The sequence below is a fragment of the Variovorax sp. genome (assembly GCF_965279555.1).
Classification (GTDB): Bacteria; Pseudomonadota; Gammaproteobacteria; order Burkholderiales; family Burkholderiaceae_C; genus Variovorax.
Genome location: NZ_OZ257247.1, coordinates 1,939,041 through 1,962,444, shown reverse-complemented (window position 1 = coordinate 1,962,444; position 23,404 = coordinate 1,939,041). Strand labels below are relative to the sequence as shown.

General features: G+C 65.7%; 23 protein-coding genes. 14 read left to right on the top strand and 9 right to left on the bottom strand.

Annotated elements, in window-relative coordinates; genetic code table 11:
* Window positions 1–34 precede the first annotated feature (34 nt).
* From leuA to ACQY8B_RS09475, 6 genes are all read right to left on the bottom strand, one after another.
* Window positions 35–1,738, bottom strand: coding sequence for a 2-isopropylmalate synthase (leuA, locus tag ACQY8B_RS09500; RefSeq protein ID WP_422086466.1), 1,704 nt, complete (start codon window positions 1,736–1,738; stop codon window positions 35–37).
* Window positions 1,739–1,950: 212 nt separating this feature from the next.
* Window positions 1,951–2,775: a CDP-diacylglycerol--serine O-phosphatidyltransferase gene (pssA, locus tag ACQY8B_RS09495; protein ID WP_081266313.1), complete on the bottom strand. Its 825-nt coding sequence runs from the start codon at window positions 2,773–2,775 to the stop codon at window positions 1,951–1,953.
* Window positions 2,776–2,958: 183 nt separating this feature from the next.
* Window positions 2,959–3,975, bottom strand: coding sequence for a ketol-acid reductoisomerase (ilvC, locus tag ACQY8B_RS09490; RefSeq protein ID WP_081266312.1), 1,017 nt, complete (start codon window positions 3,973–3,975; stop codon window positions 2,959–2,961).
* Between the two features lie 53 nt (window positions 3,976–4,028).
* On the bottom strand, window positions 4,029–4,292 hold the full coding sequence (locus tag ACQY8B_RS09485) for a DUF4282 domain-containing protein (protein ID WP_081266311.1): 264 nt from the start codon (window positions 4,290–4,292) through the stop codon (window positions 4,029–4,031).
* A gap of 53 nt (window positions 4,293–4,345) precedes the next feature.
* A complete protein-coding gene (ilvN, locus tag ACQY8B_RS09480; protein ID WP_081266310.1) occupies window positions 4,346–4,837 on the bottom strand; it encodes an acetolactate synthase small subunit in 492 nt (163 codons plus the stop codon).
* Window positions 4,838–4,941: 104 nt separating this feature from the next.
* A complete protein-coding gene (locus tag ACQY8B_RS09475; RefSeq protein WP_422086465.1) occupies window positions 4,942–6,726 on the bottom strand; it encodes an acetolactate synthase 3 catalytic subunit in 1,785 nt (594 codons plus the stop codon).
* A 281-nt stretch (window positions 6,727–7,007) separates the two neighbouring features.
* Between ACQY8B_RS09475 and ACQY8B_RS09470 the strand changes: the two genes are divergently transcribed.
* The 6 genes from ACQY8B_RS09470 to ACQY8B_RS09445 all read left to right on the top strand — a co-directional run bounded on the left by ACQY8B_RS09470 (window position 7,008) and on the right by ACQY8B_RS09445 (window position 10,438).
* Window positions 7,008–7,574 carry an RNA polymerase sigma factor gene (locus ACQY8B_RS09470; protein ID WP_422086464.1) on the top strand — a complete coding sequence of 189 codons (567 nt, stop codon included), beginning with the start codon at window positions 7,008–7,010 and terminating at the stop codon, window positions 7,572–7,574.
* Window positions 7,571–7,993, top strand: coding sequence for a DUF3619 family protein (locus ACQY8B_RS09465; protein WP_422086463.1), 423 nt, complete (start codon window positions 7,571–7,573; stop codon window positions 7,991–7,993). Before ACQY8B_RS09470 ends, ACQY8B_RS09465 begins: the two co-directional genes overlap by 4 nt.
* Before the next feature lie 193 nt (window positions 7,994–8,186).
* On the top strand, window positions 8,187–8,831 hold the full coding sequence (locus ACQY8B_RS09460; protein ID WP_422086462.1) for a DUF3106 domain-containing protein: 645 nt from the start codon (window positions 8,187–8,189) through the stop codon (window positions 8,829–8,831).
* Window positions 8,832–8,845: 14 nt separating this feature from the next.
* Window positions 8,846–9,412 (top strand): RDD family protein, encoded by a 567-nt coding sequence (locus ACQY8B_RS09455; protein WP_422086461.1) that lies wholly within the window; start codon window positions 8,846–8,848, stop codon window positions 9,410–9,412.
* Window positions 9,409–9,816, top strand: coding sequence for a diacylglycerol kinase (locus ACQY8B_RS09450; protein ID WP_422086460.1), 408 nt, complete (start codon window positions 9,409–9,411; stop codon window positions 9,814–9,816). The genes ACQY8B_RS09455 and ACQY8B_RS09450 overlap by 4 nt, the downstream gene beginning before the upstream one ends.
* Before the next feature lie 31 nt (window positions 9,817–9,847).
* Window positions 9,848–10,438 (top strand): TIGR00730 family Rossman fold protein, encoded by a 591-nt coding sequence (locus ACQY8B_RS09445; protein WP_422086459.1) that lies wholly within the window; start codon window positions 9,848–9,850, stop codon window positions 10,436–10,438.
* Between the two features lie 47 nt (window positions 10,439–10,485).
* On the opposite strand, the gene ACQY8B_RS09440 is transcribed toward ACQY8B_RS09445, so the two are convergent.
* Both ACQY8B_RS09440 and ACQY8B_RS09435 read right to left on the bottom strand, forming a co-directional pair.
* Window positions 10,486–10,824, bottom strand: a complete 339-nt coding sequence (locus ACQY8B_RS09440) for a P-II family nitrogen regulator (RefSeq protein WP_106934316.1) — start codon at window positions 10,822–10,824, stop codon at window positions 10,486–10,488.
* Window positions 10,821–12,518, bottom strand: coding sequence for an NAD+ synthase (locus ACQY8B_RS09435; protein ID WP_422086458.1), 1,698 nt, complete (start codon window positions 12,516–12,518; stop codon window positions 10,821–10,823). The genes ACQY8B_RS09440 and ACQY8B_RS09435 overlap by 4 nt, the downstream gene beginning before the upstream one ends.
* Window positions 12,519–12,538: 20 nt before the next feature.
* Here ACQY8B_RS09435 and ACQY8B_RS09430 point away from each other — a divergent pair, with 20 nt between their 5' ends.
* Window positions 12,539–13,693, top strand: a complete 1,155-nt coding sequence (locus tag ACQY8B_RS09430) for a GNAT family N-acetyltransferase (RefSeq protein ID WP_422086457.1) — start codon at window positions 12,539–12,541, stop codon at window positions 13,691–13,693.
* Window positions 13,694–13,768: 75 nt separating this feature from the next.
* Window positions 13,769–14,521, top strand: a complete 753-nt coding sequence (locus tag ACQY8B_RS09425; protein ID WP_422086456.1) for a hypothetical protein — start codon at window positions 13,769–13,771, stop codon at window positions 14,519–14,521.
* Between the two features lie 55 nt (window positions 14,522–14,576).
* Here the strand turns inward: ACQY8B_RS09425 and ppa are convergent, their stop codons facing one another.
* Window positions 14,577–15,104, bottom strand: coding sequence for an inorganic diphosphatase (gene ppa / locus ACQY8B_RS09420; RefSeq protein WP_081266300.1), 528 nt, complete (start codon window positions 15,102–15,104; stop codon window positions 14,577–14,579).
* A gap of 254 nt (window positions 15,105–15,358) precedes the next feature.
* On the opposite strand from ppa, the gene ACQY8B_RS09415 reads away from it, so the two are divergent.
* From ACQY8B_RS09415 to ACQY8B_RS09390, 6 genes are read left to right on the top strand one after another with little or no spacing between them, the layout of a single operon-like run.
* On the top strand, window positions 15,359–17,872 hold the full coding sequence (locus ACQY8B_RS09415; RefSeq protein WP_422086455.1) for a sodium-translocating pyrophosphatase: 2,514 nt from the start codon (window positions 15,359–15,361) through the stop codon (window positions 17,870–17,872).
* 1 nt (window position 17,873) lies between these two features.
* A complete protein-coding gene (locus tag ACQY8B_RS09410) occupies window positions 17,874–18,242 on the top strand; it encodes a nuclear transport factor 2 family protein (protein ID WP_422086454.1) in 369 nt (122 codons plus the stop codon).
* Between the two features lie 49 nt (window positions 18,243–18,291).
* Window positions 18,292–20,193, top strand: a complete 1,902-nt coding sequence (locus tag ACQY8B_RS09405; protein WP_422086453.1) for a YhgE/Pip family protein — start codon at window positions 18,292–18,294, stop codon at window positions 20,191–20,193.
* Window positions 20,194–20,231: 38 nt separating this feature from the next.
* Window positions 20,232–20,969 (top strand): MerR family transcriptional regulator, encoded by a 738-nt coding sequence (locus ACQY8B_RS09400; protein ID WP_422086452.1) that lies wholly within the window; start codon window positions 20,232–20,234, stop codon window positions 20,967–20,969.
* Between the two features lie 3 nt (window positions 20,970–20,972).
* On the top strand, window positions 20,973–22,412 hold the full coding sequence (locus ACQY8B_RS09395) for a TolC family protein (protein ID WP_422086451.1): 1,440 nt from the start codon (window positions 20,973–20,975) through the stop codon (window positions 22,410–22,412).
* Window positions 22,412–23,398, top strand: coding sequence for an HlyD family secretion protein (locus tag ACQY8B_RS09390; RefSeq protein ID WP_422086450.1), 987 nt, complete (start codon window positions 22,412–22,414; stop codon window positions 23,396–23,398). The genes ACQY8B_RS09395 and ACQY8B_RS09390 overlap by 1 nt, the downstream gene beginning before the upstream one ends.
* Window positions 23,399–23,404: the final 6 nt, after the last annotated feature.

The following is a 23,404-nucleotide window of genomic DNA, read 5'->3' as shown; positions in this document are numbered from 1 at the left end:
ACCTGCCGAGCACTGCGCGGATCCGCGCGCGACGTCAGGCGATTTCAACCACCGATTGTGCGCTGTGCGCGCCCCGGGCCCGCGAACGCTGGACACCCGAAACAATCGCTTTCAGCGATGCGGAGATCACGTTCGCGTCGATGCCCACGCCGAACAGCGTCTGGCTTTCATCCACGCGCAGTTCCAGGTAGGCCACCGACTTCGCATCGGCGCCGGCGCCAATCGCATGCTGGTGGTAGTCCATCACGCGCACCGTGTGGCCGGTGGCCTTGCTCAGTGCCTGCGTGAAGGCGTCGATCGGGCCGTTGCCGCGGCCCTCGACGGCATGCACTTCGCCGTCCCACGGCAGATCGCCGCGCAGGACCACGGAAGCGCTGGCGCCCTCGCCTTCTTCCTCGATCACACGATGCTGCAGCGATTGCGCCGTCTCGATACCGTATTCGCGCACGAACAGGTCCCAGAGGTCGGCCGCGGTGAGCTCCTTGCCGGCCACGTCCATCACGCGCTGCACGACCTGCATGAACTCCATCTGCAGGCGGCGCGGCATTTCGATGCCGTATTCGCTCTCGAGCAGATAGGCCATGCCGCCCTTGCCGGACTGGCTGTTCACGCGGATCACGGCTTCGTAGCTGCGGCCCACGTCCTTCGGATCGATGGGGAGGTAAGGCATGTCCCAGATGTCGCCTTCCTTGCGCGCCGCGAAGGCCTTCTTGATCGCGTCCTGATGCGAGCCGGAGAACGAGGTGTAGACCAGGTCGCCGACGTAAGGGTGGCGCGGATGCACGGGGATCTGGTTGCAGTGCTCCACCGTGGCGCGGATCTCGTCGATGTTCGAGAAATCGAGTTCCGGAGAAACGCCTTGGGTGTAGAGGTTGAGCGCGACGTTCACGAGGTCGAGGTTGCCGGTGCGCTCGCCGTTGCCGAAGAGACAGCCTTCGATCCGCTCGGCGCCGGCCATCAGGGCCAGCTCACCGGCCGCGGTACCGGTGCCGCGGTCGTTGTGCGGATGCACGCACAGCACGATCGAATCGCGGCGCGCGAGGTTGCGGTGCATCCACTCGATCATGTCCGCGAAGATGTTCGGCGTGGAATGCTCGACCGTGGTCGGCAGGTTGACGATGCACTTGCGCTGCGGCGTAGGTGCCCATACTTCCGTTACCGCATCGACCACGCGCTTGGAAAACGCCACGTCGGTGCCCGAGAACATTTCGGGCGAATACTGGAAGGTCCACTGGGTGTTCGGCTGCTTCGCCGCGAACTCGTTGAACATGCGCGCGTGTGTGGTCGCGAGCTCGACGATCTGGTCTTCGTTCATGCCGAGCACCACGCGGCGCATCACCGGGGCCACGGCGTTGTAGAGGTGAACGATGGCGCGCGGCGCGCCTTGCAGCGACTCGAAGGTACGTGCAATGAGGTGGTCGCGTGCCTGCGTCAGCACCTGGATTGTCACGTCTTCGGGAATGCGGTCTTCCTCGATGAGCTTGCGCACGAAGTCGAATTCGATCTGCGATGCCGAGGGGAAACCGACTTCGATTTCCTTGAAGCCGATGGCCACGAGGGTTTCGAACATGCGCATCTTGCGCGCGATGTCCATGGGCTCGACCAGCGCCTGGTTGCCATCACGAAGGTCGGTCGACAGCCAGATGGGCGCCTTGGTCAGCACGGCATCGGGCCAGGTACGGTCCTTGAGGCCGATCGGGGCGAATGCGCGATATTTGCTTTGAGGTTGCTTGAGCATGTCGATTTCTCTGTGATGGTTGGTAATCGACCAGCAACCCCAAAAAAACAAACGGCCCGTTGCTGGTGCGAACGGGCCGTGGTGAGGGATTTGCGCGTGCGCTACCGTCTCCGCCCGTGAGGGAGGGCTAGTAGAGCCAGCAGCGAAATCTTGGTCATGAGGGTTACGAATGTAGCACAGCCTTCGCGGGCCTGTGAAGGCCTGCCCGAGCCTCAGTTATGCAGTCCGCGCTCGTCGGGCTCTTCGGTAGAGGTGCTGATCACGCTTGCCGGCTGGCCCTTGGCCTTGCGCCAGGCATACACGACGTAGCCGCTCAGGCCATAGGCGACGAACAGGCCGAAGAGCACTGTCGGCGGATTGATGTTGATGACCGCAATGCCCAGCGCGATGAGCACGATCACCACGAAGGGCACGCTCTTCTTCATCTGGATGTCCTTGAAGCTGTAGAACGGCGCGTTCGTGACCATTGTCAGACCCGCATACAGCGTGAACGCGAAAGTGACCCAGGTGATCTGCGTCCATGAAAGGTACAGCACGTCGCCGCCGCGCTTGCCCCATTCGTTCACCAGCCAGATGAAGCCGGCCACCAGTGCCGCCGCCGCCGGCGACGGCAGCCCCTGAAACCAGCGCTTGTCGACCACGCCGGTGTTCACGTTGAAGCGCGCCAGCCGCAGCGCCGCGCAGGCGCAATACACGAAGGCGGCAATCCAGCCCCAGCGCCCCAACCCCTTGAGCGACCATTCATAAGCGATGAGAGCGGGCGCGGCGCCGAACGACACCATGTCGGACAGCGAATCCATCTGCTCGCCGAATGCGCTCTGCGTGTTGGTCATGCGGGCCACGCGACCGTCGAGGCTGTCGAGCACCATCGCGGCGAACACGCCGAGCGCCGCAAGATCGAAGCGCGCGTTCATGGCCATGACGACCGAATAGAAACCGCCGAACAACGCCGCCAGCGTGAACAGGTTCGGCAGTATGTAGATGCCCTTGCGGCGTTTGCGCGGTTGCACGTCGTCGGGAACCGTATCGTCATGCATTGAAATTGCCTCCGTCCCTCATGGGCACGCCACGTACAGCTATCCAATCGATAGCATCTTGATCTGTGAATCGCATGGCTCGCAGTGTAGTTCAGGGGACATCTTCGACCCCCTTCAAACAAAAGGGCCACCGCGACGGGTGGCCCTCGGGAAAAGGCGCCGAAGCGCCCTTCAACTGGAAGATCAGTTGCGGGTCTGGTCGACCAGCTTGTTCTTCTTGATCCAGGGCATCATCGCGCGCAGCTTTTCGCCGACGACTTCGATCTGGTGCTCTGCGTTCAGGCGACGACGGCTGATCAGCGTGGGAGCGCCGGCAGCGTTTTCCAGCACGAAGCTCTTGGCGTATTCGCCGGTCTGGATGTCCTTCAGCACTTGCTTCATGACCTTCTTGGTCTCTTCGGTCACGACGCGCGGGCCGGTAACGTACTCGCCGTATTCGGCGTTGTTCGAGATCGAGTAGTTCATGTTGGCGATGCCGCCTTCATAGATCAGGTCGACGATCAGCTTGAGTTCGTGCAGGCATTCGAAGTACGCCATTTCGGGCGCGTAGCCGGCTTCCACCAGCGTTTCGAAACCGGCCTTGATCAGCTCGACGGTACCGCCGCACAGAACCGCTTGTTCGCCGAACAGGTCGGTCTCGGTTTCTTCGCGGAAGTTGGTCTCGATGATGCCGGCCTTGCCGCCGCCGTTGGCGGTGGCGTAGCTCAGCGCGAGGTCGCGCGCCTTGCCGGTCTTGTCCTGGTGCACGGCCACGAGGTGGGGCACGCCGCCGCCTTGGGTGTACGTGCTGCGCACGGTGTGGCCAGGGGCCTTGGGAGCGACCATCCACACGTCGAGGTCGGCGCGCGGCTGCACGAAGCCGTAGTGCACGTTGAAGCCGTGCGCGAAGACCAGCGAAGCGCCTTCCTTGATGTTCGGGGCCACGTCGTTCTTGTAGACGTTCGCGATCTGCTCGTCGGGCAGCAGGATCATGACGACGTCGGCGGCCTTCACGGCGTCGGCGACTTCAGCGACCTTCAGGCCGGCCTTTTCGACCTTGGGCCACGAGGCGCCGCCCTTGCGCAGGCCGACCACGACCTTGACGCCGCTGTCGTTCAGGTTCTGCGCGTGCGCATGGCCTTGCGAGCCGTAACCGATGATGGCGACCGTCTTGCCCTTGATGAGGCTGAGGTCCGCGTCCTTGTCGTAATAAACCTTCATATGCGTCTTTCCTATTTAATCTCAAGCACTCCCAACAGCGGGGATGCGTTCACTCACAGTGGGCCGGAAGTATTCCGGGCCTTCATTTGCTGATTGATGGACACGAGGTTGTCGTGAATGCGGAACAGCAGGATCAGCAATTCGCTGTAGACGCGAACGATGATCGCGCCGAAAACCAGGACCCCGATGGCGACCAGGATGCGTCCCTGGAACAGCGCCGTGGCGGTCATTGCGAGCACGGCCAGCAATCCAAGGAAATACAGTATCCGGATGATGATGGGCGTCACCATCTTGTCGAATCCCAGCAAGTCTTGCATCACGTTCTCCTCGTGTGTCGATGAAACGATGAAACTGAGGGGATCTGCACCCCCTACACGCGCAGGATGCGCTCACCGCGCCCGATGCCGCTGGCACCGGTGCGGACAGTTTCGAGGATAGCGCTACGCTCGATCGCTTCGAGGAAAGCGTCGTTCTTGCCGTGGTCGCCGGTGAGTTCGATGGTGTAGCTCTTGTCGGTCACGTCGATGATGCGGCCACGGAAAATTTCCGCCATGCGCATCATTTCCTCGCGCTCCTTGCCGACCGCGCGCACCTTCACCATCATGAGCTCGCGCTCGGTGTAGGCGCCTTCGGTCAGGTCGACGACCTTCACTACTTCGATCAGGCGGTTCAGGTGCTTGGTGATCTGCTCGATCACGTCGTCGGAGCCGGTCGTGACGATGGTCATGCGCGAGAGGCTCGAGTCCTCGGTCGGCGCGACTGTCAGCGATTCGATGTTGTAGCCACGGGCCGAGAAAAGACCCACCACGCGGGAAAGAGCACCCGGCTCGTTTTCCAGCAGCACTGCAATGATGTGTTTCATGTTTGCATGACTCCTCTTTTCGCCGCCCTCCCCCGCGCACGGTAATGCGCGGGCTCGGCGGGCAATAGATTCGTCAGTAAAGAGTTGAGCGAATGTTCCGCGGATCAGAGATCTTCGGAACCCAGCAGCATTTCGGTGATGCCCATGCCGGCCTTCACCATCGGGAACACGTTTTCGGTGGGGTCGGTGCGGAAGTCCATGAACACCGTGCGGTCCTTGAGCTTGCGTGCCTCGCGCAGCGCGGGCTCCACGTCTTGTGGACGCTCGATCAGCATGCCGACGTGGCCATAGGCCTCGGCGAGCTTCACGAAGTTCGGCAGTGCATCCATGTAGCTGTGGCTGTAGCGGCCGGAGTATTCGATCTCCTGCCACTGGCGCACCATGCCCAGGTAGCGGTTGTTGAGCGAGCAGATCTTGATCGGCGTGTTGTATTGCAGGCAGGTGGAGAGTTCCTGGATGCACATCTGCACCGAGCCTTCGCCGGTGATGGTGAACACTTCCGAATCGGGCTTGGCGAGCTTGATGCCCATGGCGTAGGGAATGCCAACGCCCATGGTGCCCAGGCCGCCGGAGTTGATCCAGCGGCGCGGCTCGTCGAAGCGGTAGTACTGGGCGGCCCACATCTGGTGCTGGCCCACGTCCGACGTGATGTACGCGTCGGCGTCCTTGGTCATGTTCCAGAGGGTCTCGACCACGTACTGCGGCTTGATCACGTCCTTGTTGCCACGGTCGTACTTGAGGCAGTCGCGCGAGCGCCAGGCCTCGATGGTCTTCCACCAGTCGGCCAGCGCACCGGCGTCGGGCTTGGCGGTGCTCTCGCGGATCATCGAGATCAGCTCGGTGAGCACGTCTTTCACGTCGCCGACGATCGGGATGTCGACCTTCACGCGCTTGGAGATGCTCGACGGGTCGATGTCGATGTGGATGATCTTGCGTTCGTTCTGTGCGAAGTGCTTGGGATTGCCGATGACGCGGTCGTCGAAGCGCGCGCCCACCGCCAGCAGCACGTCGCAGTTCTGCATCGCATTGTTAGCTTCGATGGTGCCGTGCATGCCCAGCATGCCGAGGAACTTGCGGTCGCTGGCCGGATAGGCGCCCAGGCCCATCAGCGTGTTCGTGACCGGGTAGCCGAGCATGTCGACCAGCGTGCGCAGTTCGTTGGTGGCGTTGCCCAGCAGCACGCCGCCACCGGTGTAGATGTATGGGCGCTTGGCGGCCAGCAGCAACTGCAGCGCCTTGCGGATCTGGCCGCCGTGGCCCTTGCGCACCGGGTTGTACGAGCGCATCTCGACCTTGTCGGGATAGCCTGCGTAGGGAACCTTCTTGAAGGAAACGTCCTTCGGCACGTCCACCACCACCGGACCCGGACGGCCGCTGCGTGCGATGTGGAAGGCCTTCTTCATCGTCATGGCCAGATCCTTGGGATCCTTGACGAGGAAGTTGTGCTTGACGATGGGGCGGGTGATGCCGACCGTGTCGCATTCCTGGAAGGCGTCGAGGCCGATGGCGGCCGTCGGCACCTGGCCCGAAATGATCACCATCGGGATCGAGTCCATGTACGCCGTGGCAATGCCGGTAACCGCGTTGGTCAGCCCCGGGCCGGAAGTGACCAGCGCCACGCCGACTTCGCCGGTCGCGCGCGCATAGCCGTCAGCCGCGTGCACGGCTGCCTGCTCGTGACGCACCAGAACGTGCTGGATGGTGTCCTGCTTGTAGAACGCGTCGTAGATGTAGAGAACGGCGCCACCGGGGTAACCCCAGACGTATTGCACGCCTTCGGCCTGCAGTGCCTTGACCAGCACTTCAGCGCCCATGAGTTCTTGCGTGGCGTTGCCGGCGTTCGAGGACGCGGCGGCAGCGGAGAGGATTTCCGCCTTGGAGATTTCCATGATCAACCTTTGTTTATTTCGGGAACGAAATACCTTGGGTGCCCCTTGCCAACCCTTGTGAGGCCGCGCCAGGACTTGAGGCCAAAGCCATGAGCGGACTGATGTTCCGCCGGACCGTGACCCGTTTGCCTTTTGACTTGCAGCGCGGATTATGACATTTCCGGGCGTTCAGATTCGCTTCAGCACTTGTGTAAAGCGACAAAGGCATAATCCGCGGCGGTAAACATACGCGATCGCTAGACCCCTCTTCCCACGCGGCGCGACCTGCGCCCCCCTCTCGCTTGGCCACTGAACTAGAACTCTCCGACTTCCTGAAAAGCGTCGAACGACGCGCTTTCAAGCGCTCGGTCTATCACGTGCGGGATGAAGAAGCGGCGCTCGATATCGTGCAGGACAGCATGATGAAGCTGGCGCAGCACTACGGCGACAAGCCGGCCGACGAACTGCCGATGCTGTTCCAGCGCATCCTGTCGAACTGCACGCTCGACTGGTTCCGGCGCCAGAAGACCCGCCGCGCCCTGTTCTCGAACCTCAGCGACTTCGACTCGGTCGACGACGACGGCGATTTCGACCTGCTGGAGAACTTCGTCTCGCCGACCGACTCTAGGGAAACGGAGAGCGCCGAAGACACTACCCGCCGCGCCCAGGTCTTTCACGAGATCGAGGAACAGATCGCGGCATTGCCGGGCCGTCAACGCGAGGCTTTCCTGATGCGTTACTGGGAGGAAATGGACGTCGCGGAGACGGCCGCAGCGATGGGCTGTTCCGAAGGCAGCGTCAAAACCCATTGCTCGCGAGCCGTTCACGCTCTGAGCAAAGCGCTCAAGGCCAAGGGAATATCGCTATGAATACTAAGGTTTCACCCTCCTCATTCGCCGCCGAAGACGAGTTCGGACAGCGCCTTGCTGCACGCCTTTCGGCCGGCAACAAGGAACTGTCGCACGACATTGGCGAACGGCTCCGCGTGGCTCGTGCGCAGGCCGTGGCTGCGCGCAAGCTGCCCCCGCAACTGCGGGCGGCGCCCGTGGTGGTGCAGTCGGGCCACACGGCAATACTGGGTGGCAGCTGGTGGACCCGCATCGGCTCGGTGGTGCCGCTCATTGCACTCGTGGCCGGCCTCATCACCATCAGCGTGATGCAGGACGACGACCGCGCCAGCGAACTCGCCGAAGTCGATTCCGCACTGCTCACCGGCGACCTGCCGCCCGCCGCCTATACCGACCCCGGTTTTGCTCAATTCCTGAAGGCCGACAGCGCCTCCGACTGAACTTTTCACTGACCGAATGCGACGCCGCCCTTCTCCTAGCGCGAACTCCTCCCGCCCGCTGCGCCCGCTTCAGGCGGGCGCGGTCGTTTGGGCGAGTGCGCTTGCGGTCGCGGCCTTTGGCCTGACGACTGCCGGCGCACAGCCCCGTGCAGAGACCGCCGCAAACATCGCAGGTGTCAGCAGCCCCAAGGCCGTGTCGACGACCAAGCCGCTCTGGAGCGAACTCACCCCGGGGCAGCAACAGGCCCTCGCGCCGCTCGGCCCCCACTGGAACACCCTGAACACCGGGCAAAAGCGCAAATGGCTGGCGCTGTCGCGCAATTACGCGGAAATGTCGGCCGAGGACAAGACGACCCTGCACAGCCGCATGATCGAATGGGCCGCGCTGAGCAACCAGCAACGTACTCAGGCTCGCCTGAACTTTGCGGAGGTCAAGCGCATTCCGGCTGACGAGCGCAAGGCCAAGTGGGAGCAGTACCAAGCCCTGAGCGAGGAAGAAAAGCGAAAGCTGGCCGAACGCGCTCCCACCAAGCCCCGTGGTGCCGCCATCCCGGTGAGGCCTGTTTCCTCGCAGAAGCTCGTGCCCGTACCTGCGGTCACGCCCGGCGTGCAGCACACGCCGAGGATCCTGCTGACGCCGCCGCCTGCCCCGCCGTCGCCCCCCGCTACACTCCTGGTCGCCACCCCACCGGAACGCTCGCCTTCGACAACGCCGGCTGTCGTGGTCACCCCAGCAGCGCCGCCGCCCGCCAGCATCTCGGCGCCGCCAGTACCGGCTGAAGCACAAGTGCCGGCGCCCTCGTCGGCCACGGCCGAACCGGCCACCACCTCTCCCTGACCACAAGGGCCTCGATGGTTTCCAGTACTCCCGAAGTCTCGGGATCCGATCACCCGGCCTCGCCCGTCTCACCAGCAAGCAGCGCTCCCGTCTCTACAGTGCCCGGCCTGTGGCGCCGGATGGCCTGCTGGCTTTATGAAGGCATGCTGCTGTTCGCGGTGGTGTTTGTCTCGGGCTGGCTCTTCAGCACGCTGGGGCAGATGCGCGACGCCATGGATTCGCGGCGCCACCTGTTCCAGGCTTTCCTCTTCGTCGTTTTTGGCGTGTACTTCGTCTGGTTCTGGACCAAGGGCCAGACGCTCGCCATGAAAACCTGGAACATCCGCATCGTCGATCTGCAAGGCCGGCCCATCAGCCAGCGCCGAGCGCTTGCACGTTACCTGCTGAGCTGGATCTGGTTCCTGCCGCCGCTGGCCGCCCTTGCCCCTTTCAAGCTCTCGGGCGGCGAATCGACCCTCCTGATCTTCGGCTGGGTTGCCGTCTGGGCCCTGCTTGCACGTTTTCACCCCGACCGCCAGTTCTGGCACGACGCCTGGGCCGGTACGCGGCTCATCACCTCCAAGCCGATGAGTCGCCGATGAGTGCCTTGCCCAATCTTCCCGATCCCGCCGTCAACCCGCAGAAGGCCCGCAAGGGCTTCGAGCGCGTATGGCATGCCACGCTCATCTCGCTGCACGGCCTGCGCGCCGGCTGGAGCGAGCCCGCCTTCCGCCAGGAAGCCATCCTGTCGATCGTCATGATCCCGGCGGCTTTCTGGCTCGGCCGCAGCTGGGTCGAAGTGGCCCTGCTCGCGGGCAGCGCTCTCCTGGTGATGATCGTTGAACTGCTCAACACCGCCGTCGAAGCCGCAATCGACCGCATCGGCCCTGAATGGCACGACCTGTCCAAGCGCGCCAAGGACATGGGCAGCGCCGCCGTGCTGCTGTCGCTCACGCTCTGCGGCGGCATCTGGGCCGCCGCGCTGTGGCAGCGCTTCCTGTCATGAGAAGGCATGCCGGCTGCGGCATGATGGCAGGATGAATCCTGAATTTTCGATCTGTGTGTATTGCGGCTCGCGTCCCGGCGAGCGCCCCGAGTTTTCCCAGGCCGCGCAAGCGGTCGGTCAGTGGATCGGCAAGCACGGCGGCCAATTGGTCTACGGCGGCGGTCGCACCGGGCTGATGGGCACGGTGGCCGAGGCCACCCGACTGGCCGGCGGCCGCGTGGTCGGCATCATCCCCAAGGCGCTGGTCGACAAGGAACTGGCGAACTCGCTGTGCGATGAACTGCATGTGGTCGACACCATGCACGAACGCAAGGCCATGATGGGGGAACGCGCCGACGCCTTCGTCGCTCTCCCGGGCGGTATCGGCACCTTCGAGGAACTGTTCGAGATCTGGACCTGGCGCCAGCTTGGCTACCACGACAAGCCGACCGGCATCCTGAACACCGCCGGCTACTACGACGGCCTGCTGGCCTTCCTGGCCCACAGCGTGCGCGAAGGCTTCATGGGCGAGTGGCAAATGGAGCTGATCCGCACCGGCACCGAGGTGCCCGAGCTTCTGGCCGCGTTGCGCGCCGAAGTGCCACTCCACCCGCGGGAAGACAGGCTGTCGGAAAACCTCTGACGCCCGTCCATCTGCAAAAAGCCTCCGCTACCGGAGGCTTTTTTGCTTCAGACCGCGTTTTCGTTCTCTTCGCCCGTACGGATGCGCACGATGCGCTCCACCTCGGTGACGAAAATCTTGCCGTCGCCGATCTTCCCGGTGCGCGCGGAATTGACGATGGCCTCGATGCAGCGCTCCACATCGGCCTCGTTGACGACCACTTCGACCTTCATCTTGGGCAGGAAGTCGACCACGTACTCGGCGCCGCGGTACAGCTCGGTGTGCCCCTTCTGGCGGCCAAAGCCCTTGACCTCGGTGACTGTCAGGCCGGTAACGCCCACTTCGGCCAAGGCCTCGCGCACGTCCTCGAGCTTGAAGGGTTTGACGATGGCGGTGATCTGCTTCATGGTTTTCGTGCTCCGGCGGTTTCGTTGAATTTGCTGGTGATAGGGTAACGCCAATCCTTGCCGAAGCTTCGATGGGTGACCCGAATGCCTACCGGCGCCTGGCGCCGCTTGTATTCGTTGATCCTGATGAGCCGCGCAACCCGCTCGACCACCGCGCGCTCGTAGCCGGCAGCGATGATCTCGTCGATGCCTTCGTCGTCCTGCATGTAGCGTGCCAGGATGCCGTCGAGGATGTCGTAGGGCGGGAGGCTGTCCTGATCGGTCTGGTCGGGCCGCAGTTCGGCGCTGGGGGGGCGCGTGATGATCCGCTCGGGAATGGGCTCGGCGCCGGTGCCGCAGGGGTCGTGGGCATTGCGCCAGCGCGCCAGCGCGAACACCGTGGTCTTCAGCAGGTCCTTGATGACCGCGAAACCGCCCGCCATGTCGCCATAGAGCGTGCAATAGCCGGTGGCCATTTCGCTCTTGTTCCCGGTGGTGAGCACGATGGAGCCGAACTTGTTCGACAGCCCCATCAGCAGCGTGCCGCGGATGCGGGCCTGGATGTTCTCTTCAGCCGTGTCCTCGGGCTTGCCCTTGAACTCCTCGGCCAGGGCGTCCTTGAAGGACTCGAAGGTGTGCCTGATCGAGATTTCGTCGTAGCGCACGCCCAGCCGGCCGGCCATGTCGCGCGCATCGATCCAGCTGATGTCGGCGGTGTAAGGCGAAGGCATCATGACCGCGCGCACCTTGTCCTTGCCCAGTGCGTCGACCGCGATGGCGAGCACCAGGGCGGAGTCGATGCCGCCCGAAAGCCCCAGGATGGCGCCCGGAAAGCCGTTCTTGCCGACGTAGTCGCGCACGCCGAGCACCAGTGCGTCCCAGAGTTGCGCCTCGGCGTCGCGCGGCGCGGCAATGCCCCCCGGCTCGGCAACGAAGCCCACGCCACCCTGCGGCGAACGTTCGAGCTGGGCGAAGACCAGCTTTTCCCGAAAGCTCTCGGCCTGCATCGCCGCGGTACCGTCGGCCTGCAGCGCGAAGGAAGCCCCGTCGAACACCACTTCGTCCTGCCCGCCCACCAGGTGCGCATAGACCAGCGGCAGCCCTACGGCACGCGCCCGGTCCGCCATGCGTGCCACGCGCTCGCCTTCCTTGCCCACGTGGTATGGCGAGGCGTTGATCACCGCCAGCACCTCGGCGCCACTTTCTCGGGCCAGTTCGGCCGGCTGGTCGAACCAGGCGTCCTCGCAGATGAGCAGGCCGACCGAGACGCCGCCCGCCTCGAACACGCAGGTATCCTGCCCCGGCGTGAAGTAGCGGCGCTCGTCGAACACCTGGTAGTTGGGCAGTTCGCGCTTGGCGTATGTCTCGAGGATGCGGCCTTCCTTGATGACGCTGGCCGCGTTGTGGCGAAGCTGCACCGCCACCGAGCGGCTGCGCAGGCTGCCGCCGGTCGGATGCCCCACCACCACGACCATGTCTTTGAGGTCGGCCAGAGCGGCGGCAATGCCTTTCACGGCATCATCGCAGGCTTGAGTGAAGGCGGGCCGCAGGAACAGGTCTTCTGCCGCATAACCGGCGATTGAGAGTTCGGGCGTCAGCAGCAGGCGCGCGCCTTGCGAATAGGCTTCGCGCGCGGCATCGACGATCTTTTTCGCGTTGCCGGCGAGGTCGCCCACCACAAAATTGAGTTGCGCGATGGCGAGCTTGAGCGTCATTACAGAAGGAAGAAAAAGGCTTGAACGATTATGTCATTCGGGTTCTGTCGTCGCCGTCGGACGTGAGCCCGCAGGCATGGAACGCGTTGCTCGCCACAGAGGCAGAGCCTTCGCCTTTCATGCGCCACGAATACCTCTCGGCTCTGCATGAAAGCGGCAGCGCCACGCCTGCGAGCGGCTGGATGCCGCAGTTCGTCACGCTGTGGCGCGGCAAGCAGTTGCAGGCCGCATGCCCGCTCTACATCAAGGACCATTCCTACGGCGAGTACGTCTTCGACTGGGCCTGGGCCAACGCCTACGAGCAGCATGGGCTCGCCTACTACCCGAAGGCCGTGGTCGCGGTGCCCTTCACGCCCGTGCCCGGCACGCGCCTGCTGGCCCGGGACGCGCAAAGCCGCACCTTGCTGGTGCAGGGCCTGGTGGCCCTGTGCAAGCAGGAAGAACTTTCGTCGCTGCACCTGCTGTTCGGTGCCGACGAAGACATCGCCGCATGCACTGAGAGCGGCTTGATGCTGCGCAACACGGTGCAATTCCACTGGACCAACGCGCATTACGCCGACTTCGACAGCTTTCTCGCCAGCCTCTCCCACGACAAGCGCAAGAAGATCCGCCAGGAGCGCCGCAAGGTGGCCGACGCCGGCGTGAGCTTCCGCTGGTCCCGCGGCGCCGACATTTCCAAGGCCGACTGGGACTTCTTCTACCGCTGCTACGAGCGCACCTATCGAGAGCACGGCAACCCGCCCTACCTCACGCGCGACTTCTTCCGGCGCATGGCCGACACGATGCCCGAGGCCTGGCTGCTGTTCATCGCCGAGCGCAACGGCAAGCCCATGGCCTCCAGCCTGATCGCCCTTTCCACCCAACCGGACCAGCCTTTGGTCGCCTATGGCCGCTACTGGGGCGCGCTGGAGCGCGTCGACTGCCTGCACTTCGAGGCCTGCTACTACCAGCCGCTGGCCTGGTGCATCGAGCACGGCGCGAAACGCTTCGAGGGCGGCGCACAGGGCGAGCACAAGATGGCCCGCGCCCTGATGCCGGTGAAGACGACCAGCGCTCATTGGCTTGCGCATCCGTCATTTGCCGACGCGGTCGAGCGTTTCCTGGAGCGCGAGGGCGCGGGCATCGAGAACTACATGGACCACCTGGGCGAGCGCAGTCCGTTCAAGGCCGCCTGACCGCTGCGGCTTGCGCCATGTCGGGCTGCTATAAAAGCGCCCGATTCCCACAACAACACAGAGAGAGAGAACTCGATGCCATTCGTCGGACTGGGGCTGCACGTCCTCATTGCGCTGTTCTTCGCCGTGCACGCGATGCGCCACGGCAAGCAGATGTACTGGCTCCTCATTCTTTTCAGCTTTCCGCTGCTCGGCAGCATCGTGTACTTCGTGGTCGAGTACCTGCCCGCCTCGCGCATGCAGCGCACCGCCGGCAAGGTGGCGAACGCGGCCATCGGCTTCATCGATCCCGAGCGCGAATACCGCGCGGCCGCCGAGGCCTACGACCTCGCGCCCACGGCCCAGAACAAGCTGCGGCTCGCCAAGGCCGCGCTCGACAAAGGCCAGGCTGCGGATGCCGTCGGCCACTACCGGGACGCGCTGAAGGGGCCGCTGGCCTCCGATCCTGAATTGCAGTTCGGCCTTGCCAGCGCCTTGCTCGCGGCGGGCGCCCCCACTTCGGGAAAAGATGCCCTGCAGGCAATCCAGGCCCTGCGCTCCACGCGCGACGACTACCGCAAGGACGAAGTCGCCGTGCTTGCTGCCCGCGCCCTCGCCGCCGACGGACGCCAAGCAGAGGCACGCGAAGCCTTCGAGAGCGCGCTGAGCCAATACAACACGGTCGAGGCCCGGGCCCGCTATATCGCGTGGCTGTCACAGCAAGGAGATGCCAGCAGCGCGCAACGCCACTGGGAAGAGCTCCAGCAGGCGGCACGCCACTGGAACTCGCACGCGCGATCGGTCAATCGCGAGTGGATGCGGCTGGCCTCGGACGCGGTCCGGGCCTGAAGCCGCAGAACCGGGGGCATGGCGCCCCCGGGACGCTGCCTTTCGGCAGCAGAACTTACTTCTTGTAGTTGGCGATGCCGTCCAGGATTTCCTTCTTGGCGGAGTCGATGCCCTCCCAGCCCAGCACCTTGACCCACTTGCCGGCTTCCAGGTCCTTGTAGTGCTCGAAGAAGTGGCTGATGGCCTTCAGGCGCATCGGGTTCACGTCGTCGACCGACTTCCAGTGGCTGTAGATCGGCAGCACCTTGTCGGTGGGCACGGCCAGCACCTTGCCGTCGACGCCGGCTTCGTCTTCCATCATCAGGATGCCCAGCGGGCGGCACGGCACGACCACGCCCGGCAGCAGCGGGTACGGAGCGATCACCAGCACGTCGACCGGGTCGCCGTCTCCCGACAGGGTCTGCGGCACGTAGCCGTAGTTGGCGGGGTAGTACATGGCCGTCGTCATGAAACGGTCGACGAAGATCGCGCCCGATTCCTTGTCGACTTCGTACTTGATCGGGTCGGCGTTCATCGGGATTTCGATCACGACGTTGAAGGCATCGGGGACGTTTTTGCCGGGGGAAACTTTGTCGAAGGACATGACGTTTTTCGAGTAGTTGAAAAGTATGAGACGGATGGGGACAAACCCGGAGTTTACTTTCCGTGTCACCGGCCGGTCGCACGCACATCTGTTTTTGCCTGTAAATTGCAACCGTTGGCCAATCGGCTCCGCACCCCGGTGCAGCGAGCTTCGAGGAAGCAACGCGACGGATAGCATGGCCCCGTACGCGTTGCACGCAAGGGCCCATGCTGCCCGTCTCCACTAGTCGCAACGAACGAATGGAGAAGCAAGGCATGATCGGCAACACCCCCCTGATACTGGCAGTCGTCTGCGGCCTCGTGGCCGTGGCATATGGCTTCTGGGCCCGAAGTTGGATTCTCGCGAAGGACCCCGGCAACGCACGCATGCAGGAAATCGCGGCGGCCATCCAGACCGGCGCCTCCGCCTACCTCGCCAAGCAGTACACGACCATCGCGGTGGTCGGCGTGGTGCTCGCCGTGTTGATCGCCCTCTTCCTCGACCTGACCACAGCGGTCGGCTTCATCGTGGGCGCGGTGCTTTCGGGCGCGTGCGGCTTCATCGGCATGAACGTTTCGGTGCGCGCCAACGTGCGCACCGCGCAGGCGGCCACGCACGGCATCGGCCCGGCGCTCGACGTGGCATTCCGCGGCGGCGCCATCACCGGCATGCTGGTGGTGGGACTGGGCCTGCTGGGCGTGTCGGGCTTCTACTGGTTCCTGGCCAGCGGCACGCCGGTTGCGGGCCAGAGCCTCTCGGCCATCCTCAACCCGCTGATAGGCTTTGCCTTCGGCTCCTCGCTGATCTCGATCTTCGCGCGGCTGGGCGGCGGCATCTTCACCAAGGGCGCCGACGTCGGCGCCGACCTTGTGGGCAAGGTCGAGGCCGGAATTCCTGAAGACGACCCGCGCAACCCGGCCGTGATTGCCGACAACGTGGGCGACAACGTCGGCGACTGCGCCGGCATGGCGGCCGACCTGTTCGAGACCTACGCGGTGACGCTGATCGCCACCATGGTGCTCGGTGCGCTGATGGTCACGGCGGCGCCGACCAACGCGGTGCTCTATCCGCTGGCGCTGGGCGGCGTGTCGATCATCGCGTCGATCATCGGCTGCTTCTTCGTCAAGGCCTCGCCGGGCATGACCAACGTGATGCCGGCGCTCTACAAGGGCCTGGCGGTGGCGGGTGTCCTGTCGCTGATCGCGTTCTGGTTCGTCACGAGCTGGCTGATTCCCGACAACGCCATCGCGCCGAGCGGCAGCCAGCTGAAGCTGTTCGGTGCCTGCTTCGTGGGCCTGGCGCTCACGGCCGCGCTGGTGTGGATCACCGAGTACTACACCGGCACACAGTACAAGCCCGTGCAGCACATCGCGCAGGCCTCGACCACCGGGCACGGCACCAACATCATCGCGGGCCTGGGCGTGTCGATGCGCTCCACCGCCTGGCCGGTGATCTTTGTCTGCATCGCGATCCTGGCCTCCTACTCGCTGGCGGGCCTGTTCGGCATCGCGGTGGCCGCCACGTCGATGCTGAGCATGGCCGGCATCGTGGTCGCGCTCGACGCCTACGGCCCCATTACCGACAACGCCGGCGGCATTGCCGAGATGAGCGAACTGCCCGACAGCGTGCGCGCCGTGACCGATCCGCTCGATGCCGTGGGCAATACCACCAAGGCCGTGACGAAGGGCTACGCCATCGGCTCGGCCGGCCTCGCGTCGCTGGTGCTGTTTGCCGACTACACCCACAAGCTGGAGAGCTTCGGGCTGAACATCAGCTTCAACCTGAGCGACCCGATGGTGATCGTCGGGCTGTTCATCGGTGGCCTGATCCCATACCTGTTCGGCGCCATGGCCATGGAAGCCGTGGGGCGCGCGGCCGGCGCTGTGGTCGAGGAAGTGCGCCGCCAGTTCCGCGACATCCCCGGGATCATGGAAGGCACCGGCAAGCCCGAGTACGGCAAGGCAGTGGGCATGCTGACCGGCGCGGCCATCAAGGAAATGATGATCCCGTCGCTGCTGCCGGTGGTGGTGCCGATCGTGGTCGGCCTGCTGCTCGGGCCGAAAGCGCTGGGCGGGCTGCTGATGGGCACCATCGTCACAGGCCTGTTCGTCGCCATCTCGATGTGCACGGGCGGCGGCGCATGGGACAACGCCAAGAAGTACATCGAGGACGGCCACCACGGCGGCAAGGGCTCCGAGGCGCACAAGGCGGCCGTCACCGGCGACACCGTGGGCGACCCCTACAAGGACACCGCCGGCCCGGCCGTGAACCCGCTGATCAAGATCATCAACATCGTGGCGCTGCTCATCGTGCCGCTGGTGGTGAAGTTCCACGCCGGCGATGCGGCGGCCGCCGTGCCGACGAAGATGGAGACGCCGCCCGCCGCGACGGCCCCGGCAGCCATGGCGCCGTCGACACCCGGCGCGGTGGTGGCCGCGGGTGCCGTGTCGGCCGTGGAAACCGCCGCGGTGAAGGTGGAGAACGGCGTCGTCAAGTTCTACTTCGCGACCGCCAGCGCCGAAGTGGCGCCCAACGCCAAGGAAGCCCTGGCCGACGTCATCAAGGCGGTGCAGAGCGGCAGCACGGTGCTGGTGAGCGGCTACCACGACGCCAGCGGCGACCCGGCCAAGAATGCGGAGCTGGCCAAGCAGCGCGCCATGGCCGTGAGCGACGCGCTCAAGGCGGCCGGCGCGCCCGAAGACAAGATCGAGCTGGCCAAGCCCGAGCAATCGCAAGCCGACGGCCCGCCCTCCGAGGCCCGCCGCGTGGAAGTCAAAGTAAAGTCATGACATGCCCACACCCGCCCGACTCGAATCGTTCATTGCCGCTGTAGAAGGCGGCGCGCATGCCAAGGCCATCGAGGACTACTACACCGAAGATGCGACCATGCGCGAGAACCAGGCCGAGCCGCGGCGGGGCCGCAGCACGCTGGTGGCGCAGGAGAGCGCGGTGCTGGAGCGCACCGAGTCGGTGGTGCCCACCTGCGTGCGGCCGGTGCTGGTGAATGGCGACCACGTTGCCATTCACTGGATCTTCGAATTCAGCTTCAAGGGCGGCGGCAAGATGCGCATGGAAGAAATCGCCTGGCAGCGCTGGGAGGGCGAGCGCATCGCCGAAGAGCAGTTCTTCTACGACCCGGCACAGAAGAAGCCGGCCTGAAGCCGCTCCCACGCCGCCCCGTCCATGGCGCTGAAGGCTCCGTAGCTCCATGAAATACCTTCGCGCCCTCATCACCGGCACCCTGGCCATTGCAAGCGCGGAGCTTGCGGTGGTTCGGCGCTTTCCGCGCATCCTGCTGGCCATCGTCGCCGTCGGTGTTGTCCCGGCGATCTACGCGCTGATCTACCTCACGAGCGTGTGGGACCCGGCCGGCCACACGGCCGACCTGCCCGCCGCCATCGTGAACGAGGACCGTGGCGTGACCTACATGGCGCACTCGGTCAACGTCGGCGAGCAGCTCACGGCCACCCTGCTGGCCAAGCGCGCCTTCGGCTTTCGCGTGATGACCGACGAAGAAGAGGCGCGCGCCGAAGTGCGGCGCGGCACGCTCGCCTTCGCCCTGCTGATTCCGCCGGACTTCAGCGCCGACGCAGTGCCCGGCGCGCAGCGCGGCGCGGGGCGGCTGGTGGTCTACACCTCCGAGGGCAACAACTACAGCTCCGCAGGGCTCGCCCGCCGTTTCGCGGGCGAACTGGGGCACCAGGTCAACGAGATGCTCAACGAGCAGCGCTGGACGCTGGTGCTCAATGCGGCCGCAGGCTCGCAGCAGCGGCTGGAGCAGCTCAAGCAGGCATTGCTGACCCTGCGCGACGGCTCGCAGACACTCGCCGCCGGCGCCGCTCAATACAGCACCGCCGCGCGCGAAGTGGGCAACGGGTTCAAGCAGGTCAATGGCGGCGTCCGTCTCATCCAGTCGAAGCTGCCGGCCGACGCGGACCTGCGCGCGCTCAAGAGCGGCGCGCAACAGCTCGCGGCGGGCCAGCACGAACTCGGCTCCGGTCTGGTCCAGATCGGCGAAGGTCTCGACAAGCTCCACGGCGGTGCCGGCCAACTCGGCGACGGCGCACGCCGGCTGCAAAGGGAGTCGGCCGACATTCCCTTCGTGGGCGAACGCATCGCCAAGGGCGCCGGCGAGCTTGCGGGCGGCGCGGACAAGCTGCGCGGCGGGCTCGAGCAAGCCCAGGCGGCCATGACCAAGGCGCAGGACGGCAGCCAGAAGCTCGACGCCGGTGCCACGGCGCTCGAAGGCGGCGTCGGCAAGCTCACCGACGGCATGGGTGCGCTGTCAGCCGGCATCCGCACCATGGCCGGCAAGCTGCCGGAAGACCGCAAGCTCGACGAATTCGTACAAGGCGGCACGCAGCTCGCGCAGGGCGCGCAGAGGCTGCTGACCGGCGTTCGCACCATCGAGGCCGCCCTGCCCGCTTCGATAACCCGCATCCAGGGCAGCGCCTCGGGCTTGGCCGACTCGGTCGAGCCCAGGGTCGAGGTGGTGGCGCCGGTGGCCAACAACGGCAGCGCTTTCGTGCCGAACATGGTGTCGGTGGCGTTGTGGATCGGCGCGGTGATGGCTGGCTACCTGTTCAACATCCGCATCGTGCTGTCGGACCACACGCACTATCCCAAGCTCGCCAAGACGCTGGGCAAGATCACCATGCCCGCGCTGATCGTGCTGCTGCAGGTGGCGTTGGTGCTTGCCACGCTGCTGGGCGTGCTGGAGGTGCAGGCGCCGCACGTGGCGGCACTGGCGCTCACGATGGCGCTGGCCTCGCTGGTGTTCCTGGTGGTGCTGTTTGCCATCCTGCACGTGTTCGGCGACTTCGGCCGCATCCTGACCGTGCTGCTGCTCACGCTGCAGCTGTCGGCCGGCGGCGGCGTGCTGCCGGTGGAACTGTCGGCTGGCTTCTTCCGCACGGTGCACAGCTGGCTGCCGTTCAGCTGGGTGGTGCAGGCCTTCCGGGCGGTGATGTTCGGGGCCTTCGACAACGGCTGGGCGCATGCCTGCGGCGTGGTGCTGCTGTCGGGCGCGGTGGCGGTCGGCCTGATGGCCATCTTCGGCAAGTGGAAGGAAGTGCTGCTGGCCGACTACAAGCCCACGATTCAAGTCTGATGAACACAACACTTTCGATGTAACATACAATCTGCCGGATGAACACGCCCGCCGTGCCCGCCGCCGATGTCACCCCTGCCGCCGAGGATCTCTCCATCGAGGCACTGGCAGCGCGCACCGGCGTCACGGTGCGCAACATCCGCGCCTACACCACCGCCGGGCTGCTGCCACCGCCCCGGCTGCGCGGCCGCCTCGGGCTCTATGGCGAAGACCATGCACAGCGCCTTGCGCTGATCCGCGAGCTGCGCGACCAGGGCTTCGGCATCGAGGCGATCCGCCGCATCTTCGGGCGCGCGCCGGCCTCTGTGTGGGGTGACCTCGTCTCGGTCGCGCGCTCGATGTCGGGCAGCCTGTTCGCATCGGAAACGCCCGTGGTCGTCTCGGCCAAGGCCCTTGCTTCCAAGTGGAACGGCCAGATGACGCCCGCCCTGCTCGCCCGCGCCGCCAAGGCCGGCCTGATGCGCGAACTGCCCGACGGGCAGGTGCAAATGCTCAGCCCCGCGCTCGGGCAAGTGGCCGAGCAGCTCGCCGCCCTCGGCCTGCCGCTGGAGCAGGTGATCGGCATGCAGGAAACCATGGCGCGCACCCTGCGCACCGTGGCGCGGCACTGGCTGCGCACCCTGGCCGACAGCCTGCTGGCGAGCGACGCCATCGACGCCGAACGCACGGCGCAGTTGCTGGAGAAGGCGCGGCCGCTCGCCACCGGCGCGGTGCAAGCCGCGTTCCCCGTGATCCTGCAGCAGGAACTCGACGCCCTGCTGCACAAGACCGCCTGACCGATGACAAGCTCCCGCTCCCTCCATCCCTCCCTGTTGCTGCTGCCGGCGCTGCTCATGCTGTGCGGCTCGGCTTCCGCGCAAGCCCAGGCACAGGCCCGCAGCGACAGCGCCCTGGCCCTGAGCTTCGACGCCGCCCGCGCCCGCATGGTCGACCGCTCCGACAAGCTGGCCGCCGCCCGCGCGGCTGTCGACGCCAAGGAACTGCAGAGCCAGGGCCTCAAGGGGCTGGGCGGGCCGACGATCAGCGTCTCGGGGCTGGCCTATGCCTACAACGCCAACCTGAACCTCGACCTCGATCCGCTCAACCAGAAGCTCGGGCAGATCGGCTCGTCGCTGCCGTCGTCGATCCAGAGCTTTGTCTCGCGCGTGCCGATTCCGCAGTTGCCCAACAGCTACACGCTCAACCGCCACGACACCGGAGCCAACACATCGATTTCCGCCGTGTGGCCCATCTACCTGGGCGGCGCGACCGCTGCCGTGCGCGGCTTCGTGTCGGCGCAAACGCGCGAGGCGGAAGCCGACGCCGAACAGGCCGGCCACGAGGTCGACACGCTGCTGGTGCAGCGCTACTTCGGCGCCCAGCTCGCGCAGCGCGCAGCCACGCTGCGCGCGCAGGCCGAGCGCACCATCGCGCAGCACGATTCGGCGGCGCAGAAGATGCTCGCGGCCGGCGTGATCTCGCGCGTGGAACGGCTGCAGGCCAGCGCCGCGTATGAAGAAGCGCGGCGCAACGCCCGCAAGGCGGAAAACGACGCCGCACTGGCCAGCGTGGCGCTCGCCCGCACGCTGCGCGCCGACGGCACCGTGGTGCCTCAAACGCCGCTTTTCCTCATCAGCACGCCGATCGAGCCGCTGGGCTACTTCATCGATTCGGCCCTCACGCGGCATCCGGGCCTGGGCAAGGTCGCGGCCAGGAAGTCGCAGGCCGAGCAATTGCACGAAGGCGAGGAAGCGCTGCGCCGCCCGCAGGTCATCGCTTTCGGCACGCGCGAGATCAAGAGCGGCAACGCCGACTGGGTGGCCGGCCTCGGCGTGCGCTGGACGCTTTACGACTCGGTCGACCGCGACGCGCTCTCCGCCTCATCGCTCAAGCAGGTCGAACAGGCCGAGCGCACCGACGCCCAGGCGCGCAGCGACATCTCGCTGCTGGTCGAACGCAACTGGCGCGCGCTGGAAAACGCGCGCCGCCAGTATCTGGAAATGAAGGCTTCGGTCGAGCTGGCGCAAGAGGTCGTCAAGCTGCGCGCCTCCGGCCTGCGCGAGGGCACGAGCACCACGCTCGACCTGATCGACGCCGAGACCAACCAGGCCAAGGTGCTGACCGAACGCGCGCAAGCCGCCAACGACTACGTGCAGGCGCTCGCGCAACTGCTCGAAAGCGCAGGCCTTTCCGAGAAGTTTTCCGACTACATCGCGCGTGCAGACGTGAAGGTGAATTGATGATGAGTGCCAAGACCCGAAAACTGATCGCGATCCTGGTCGCGCTGCTCGTGCTCGCGCTGCTGGTCTGGGGCTTCTGGCGCGCGTCGCAGCCCGCGCCCGAGGTGTTCCAGGGCCAGATGGAAGCGCGCGAGACCGACGTCGCCGGAAAGGTGACGGCACGCGTCGCCGAAGTGGCGGTGAAGGAAGGCGACCGCATCCAGGCCGGCGCGGTGCTGGTGCGCATGGACAGCCCCGAAGTGCGCGCCAAGCTCGCGCAGGCCACCGCCGCCGAACAGGCGGCGCAGGCCGTGGCCGACAAGGCACAGAACGGCGCCCGCCCGCAGGAAGTGGAAATGGCGCGCATGCAATGGCAGCGCGCCGAAACCGCCGCGCAACTGGCGCAGACCTCGTTCCGCCGCGTCGACGGGCTGGCGCGCGAAGGCCTGGTCGCCGACCAGAAGCGCGATGAGGCCGAAGCCAACTGGAAGGCTTCGCGCGACGCCGCCATCGCGGCCAAGGCGCAGTACGACATGGCACGCACCGGCGCTCGCCCCGAAGACAAGGCCGCCGCCAGCGCACAGGCCCGCCAGGTGGCCGGCGTGGTGGCCGAAGCGGAAGCAGCCAAGGCCGAGACCGAGTTGCGCAGCCCCGTCGGCGGCGAGGTGGCGAAGGTGCTGGCCAAGGTGGGCGAGCTGTCGCCGCAGGGCGTGGCGGTGGTCACCGTGGTCGACCTCAGCGACCAGTGGGTGGTGCTCAACGTGCGCGAAGACCGGCTCTCCCGTTTCGCGCTCGGCAACGAATTCGACGCACGCCTGCCCGCGCTGCCCGAAGGCAAGCGCACCGCCCGCTTCAAGGTCTACTACAGCGCCGTGCTGCCCGACTTCGCGACCTGGCGCGCCACGCGTGGCGGCGCGGGCTTCGACGTGCGCACATTCGAGGTCCGCGCGCGCCCGCTCAAGCCCATCGACGGCGCGCGTCCCGGCATGAGCGTGCTGGTCGACTGAGCTCGC

Excerpts from the sequence above, each read along its gene's own strand:
- ACQY8B_RS09455 (WP_422086461.1), top strand. The coding sequence starts at position 8,846 with ATGGTTTCCAGTACTCCCGAAGTCTCGGGATCCGATCACCCGGCCTCG.
- pssA (WP_081266313.1), bottom strand. The coding sequence starts at position 2,775 with ATGCATGACGATACGGTTCCCGACGACGTGCAACCGCGCAAACGCCGC.
- ACQY8B_RS09435 (WP_422086458.1), bottom strand. The coding sequence starts at position 12,518 with ATGACGCTCAAGCTCGCCATCGCGCAACTCAATTTTGTGGTGGGCGAC.
- ACQY8B_RS09475 (WP_422086465.1), bottom strand. The coding sequence starts at position 6,726 with ATGGAAATCTCCAAGGCGGAAATCCTCTCCGCTGCCGCCGCGTCCTCG.
- ppa (WP_081266300.1), bottom strand. The coding sequence starts at position 15,104 with ATGTCCTTCGACAAAGTTTCCCCCGGCAAAAACGTCCCCGATGCCTTC.
- ACQY8B_RS09415 (WP_422086455.1), top strand. The coding sequence starts at position 15,359 with ATGATCGGCAACACCCCCCTGATACTGGCAGTCGTCTGCGGCCTCGTG.
- ACQY8B_RS09465 (WP_422086463.1), top strand. The coding sequence starts at position 7,571 with ATGAATACTAAGGTTTCACCCTCCTCATTCGCCGCCGAAGACGAGTTC.
- ACQY8B_RS09390 (WP_422086450.1), top strand. The coding sequence starts at position 22,412 with ATGATGAGTGCCAAGACCCGAAAACTGATCGCGATCCTGGTCGCGCTG.
- ACQY8B_RS09395 (WP_422086451.1), top strand. The coding sequence starts at position 20,973 with ATGACAAGCTCCCGCTCCCTCCATCCCTCCCTGTTGCTGCTGCCGGCG.
- ilvC (WP_081266312.1), bottom strand. The coding sequence starts at position 3,975 with ATGAAGGTTTATTACGACAAGGACGCGGACCTCAGCCTCATCAAGGGC.
- ACQY8B_RS09410 (WP_422086454.1), top strand. The coding sequence starts at position 17,874 with ATGCCCACACCCGCCCGACTCGAATCGTTCATTGCCGCTGTAGAAGGC.
- ACQY8B_RS09440 (WP_106934316.1), bottom strand. The coding sequence starts at position 10,824 with ATGAAGCAGATCACCGCCATCGTCAAACCCTTCAAGCTCGAGGACGTG.
- ACQY8B_RS09400 (WP_422086452.1), top strand. The coding sequence starts at position 20,232 with ATGAACACGCCCGCCGTGCCCGCCGCCGATGTCACCCCTGCCGCCGAG.
- ACQY8B_RS09425 (WP_422086456.1), top strand. The coding sequence starts at position 13,769 with ATGCCATTCGTCGGACTGGGGCTGCACGTCCTCATTGCGCTGTTCTTC.
- leuA (WP_422086466.1), bottom strand. The coding sequence starts at position 1,738 with ATGCTCAAGCAACCTCAAAGCAAATATCGCGCATTCGCCCCGATCGGC.
- ACQY8B_RS09445 (WP_422086459.1), top strand. The coding sequence starts at position 9,848 with ATGAATCCTGAATTTTCGATCTGTGTGTATTGCGGCTCGCGTCCCGGC.
- ACQY8B_RS09485 (WP_081266311.1), bottom strand. The coding sequence starts at position 4,292 with ATGCAAGACTTGCTGGGATTCGACAAGATGGTGACGCCCATCATCATC.
- ACQY8B_RS09450 (WP_422086460.1), top strand. The coding sequence starts at position 9,409 with ATGAGTGCCTTGCCCAATCTTCCCGATCCCGCCGTCAACCCGCAGAAG.
- ilvN (WP_081266310.1), bottom strand. The coding sequence starts at position 4,837 with ATGAAACACATCATTGCAGTGCTGCTGGAAAACGAGCCGGGTGCTCTT.
- ACQY8B_RS09405 (WP_422086453.1), top strand. The coding sequence starts at position 18,292 with ATGAAATACCTTCGCGCCCTCATCACCGGCACCCTGGCCATTGCAAGC.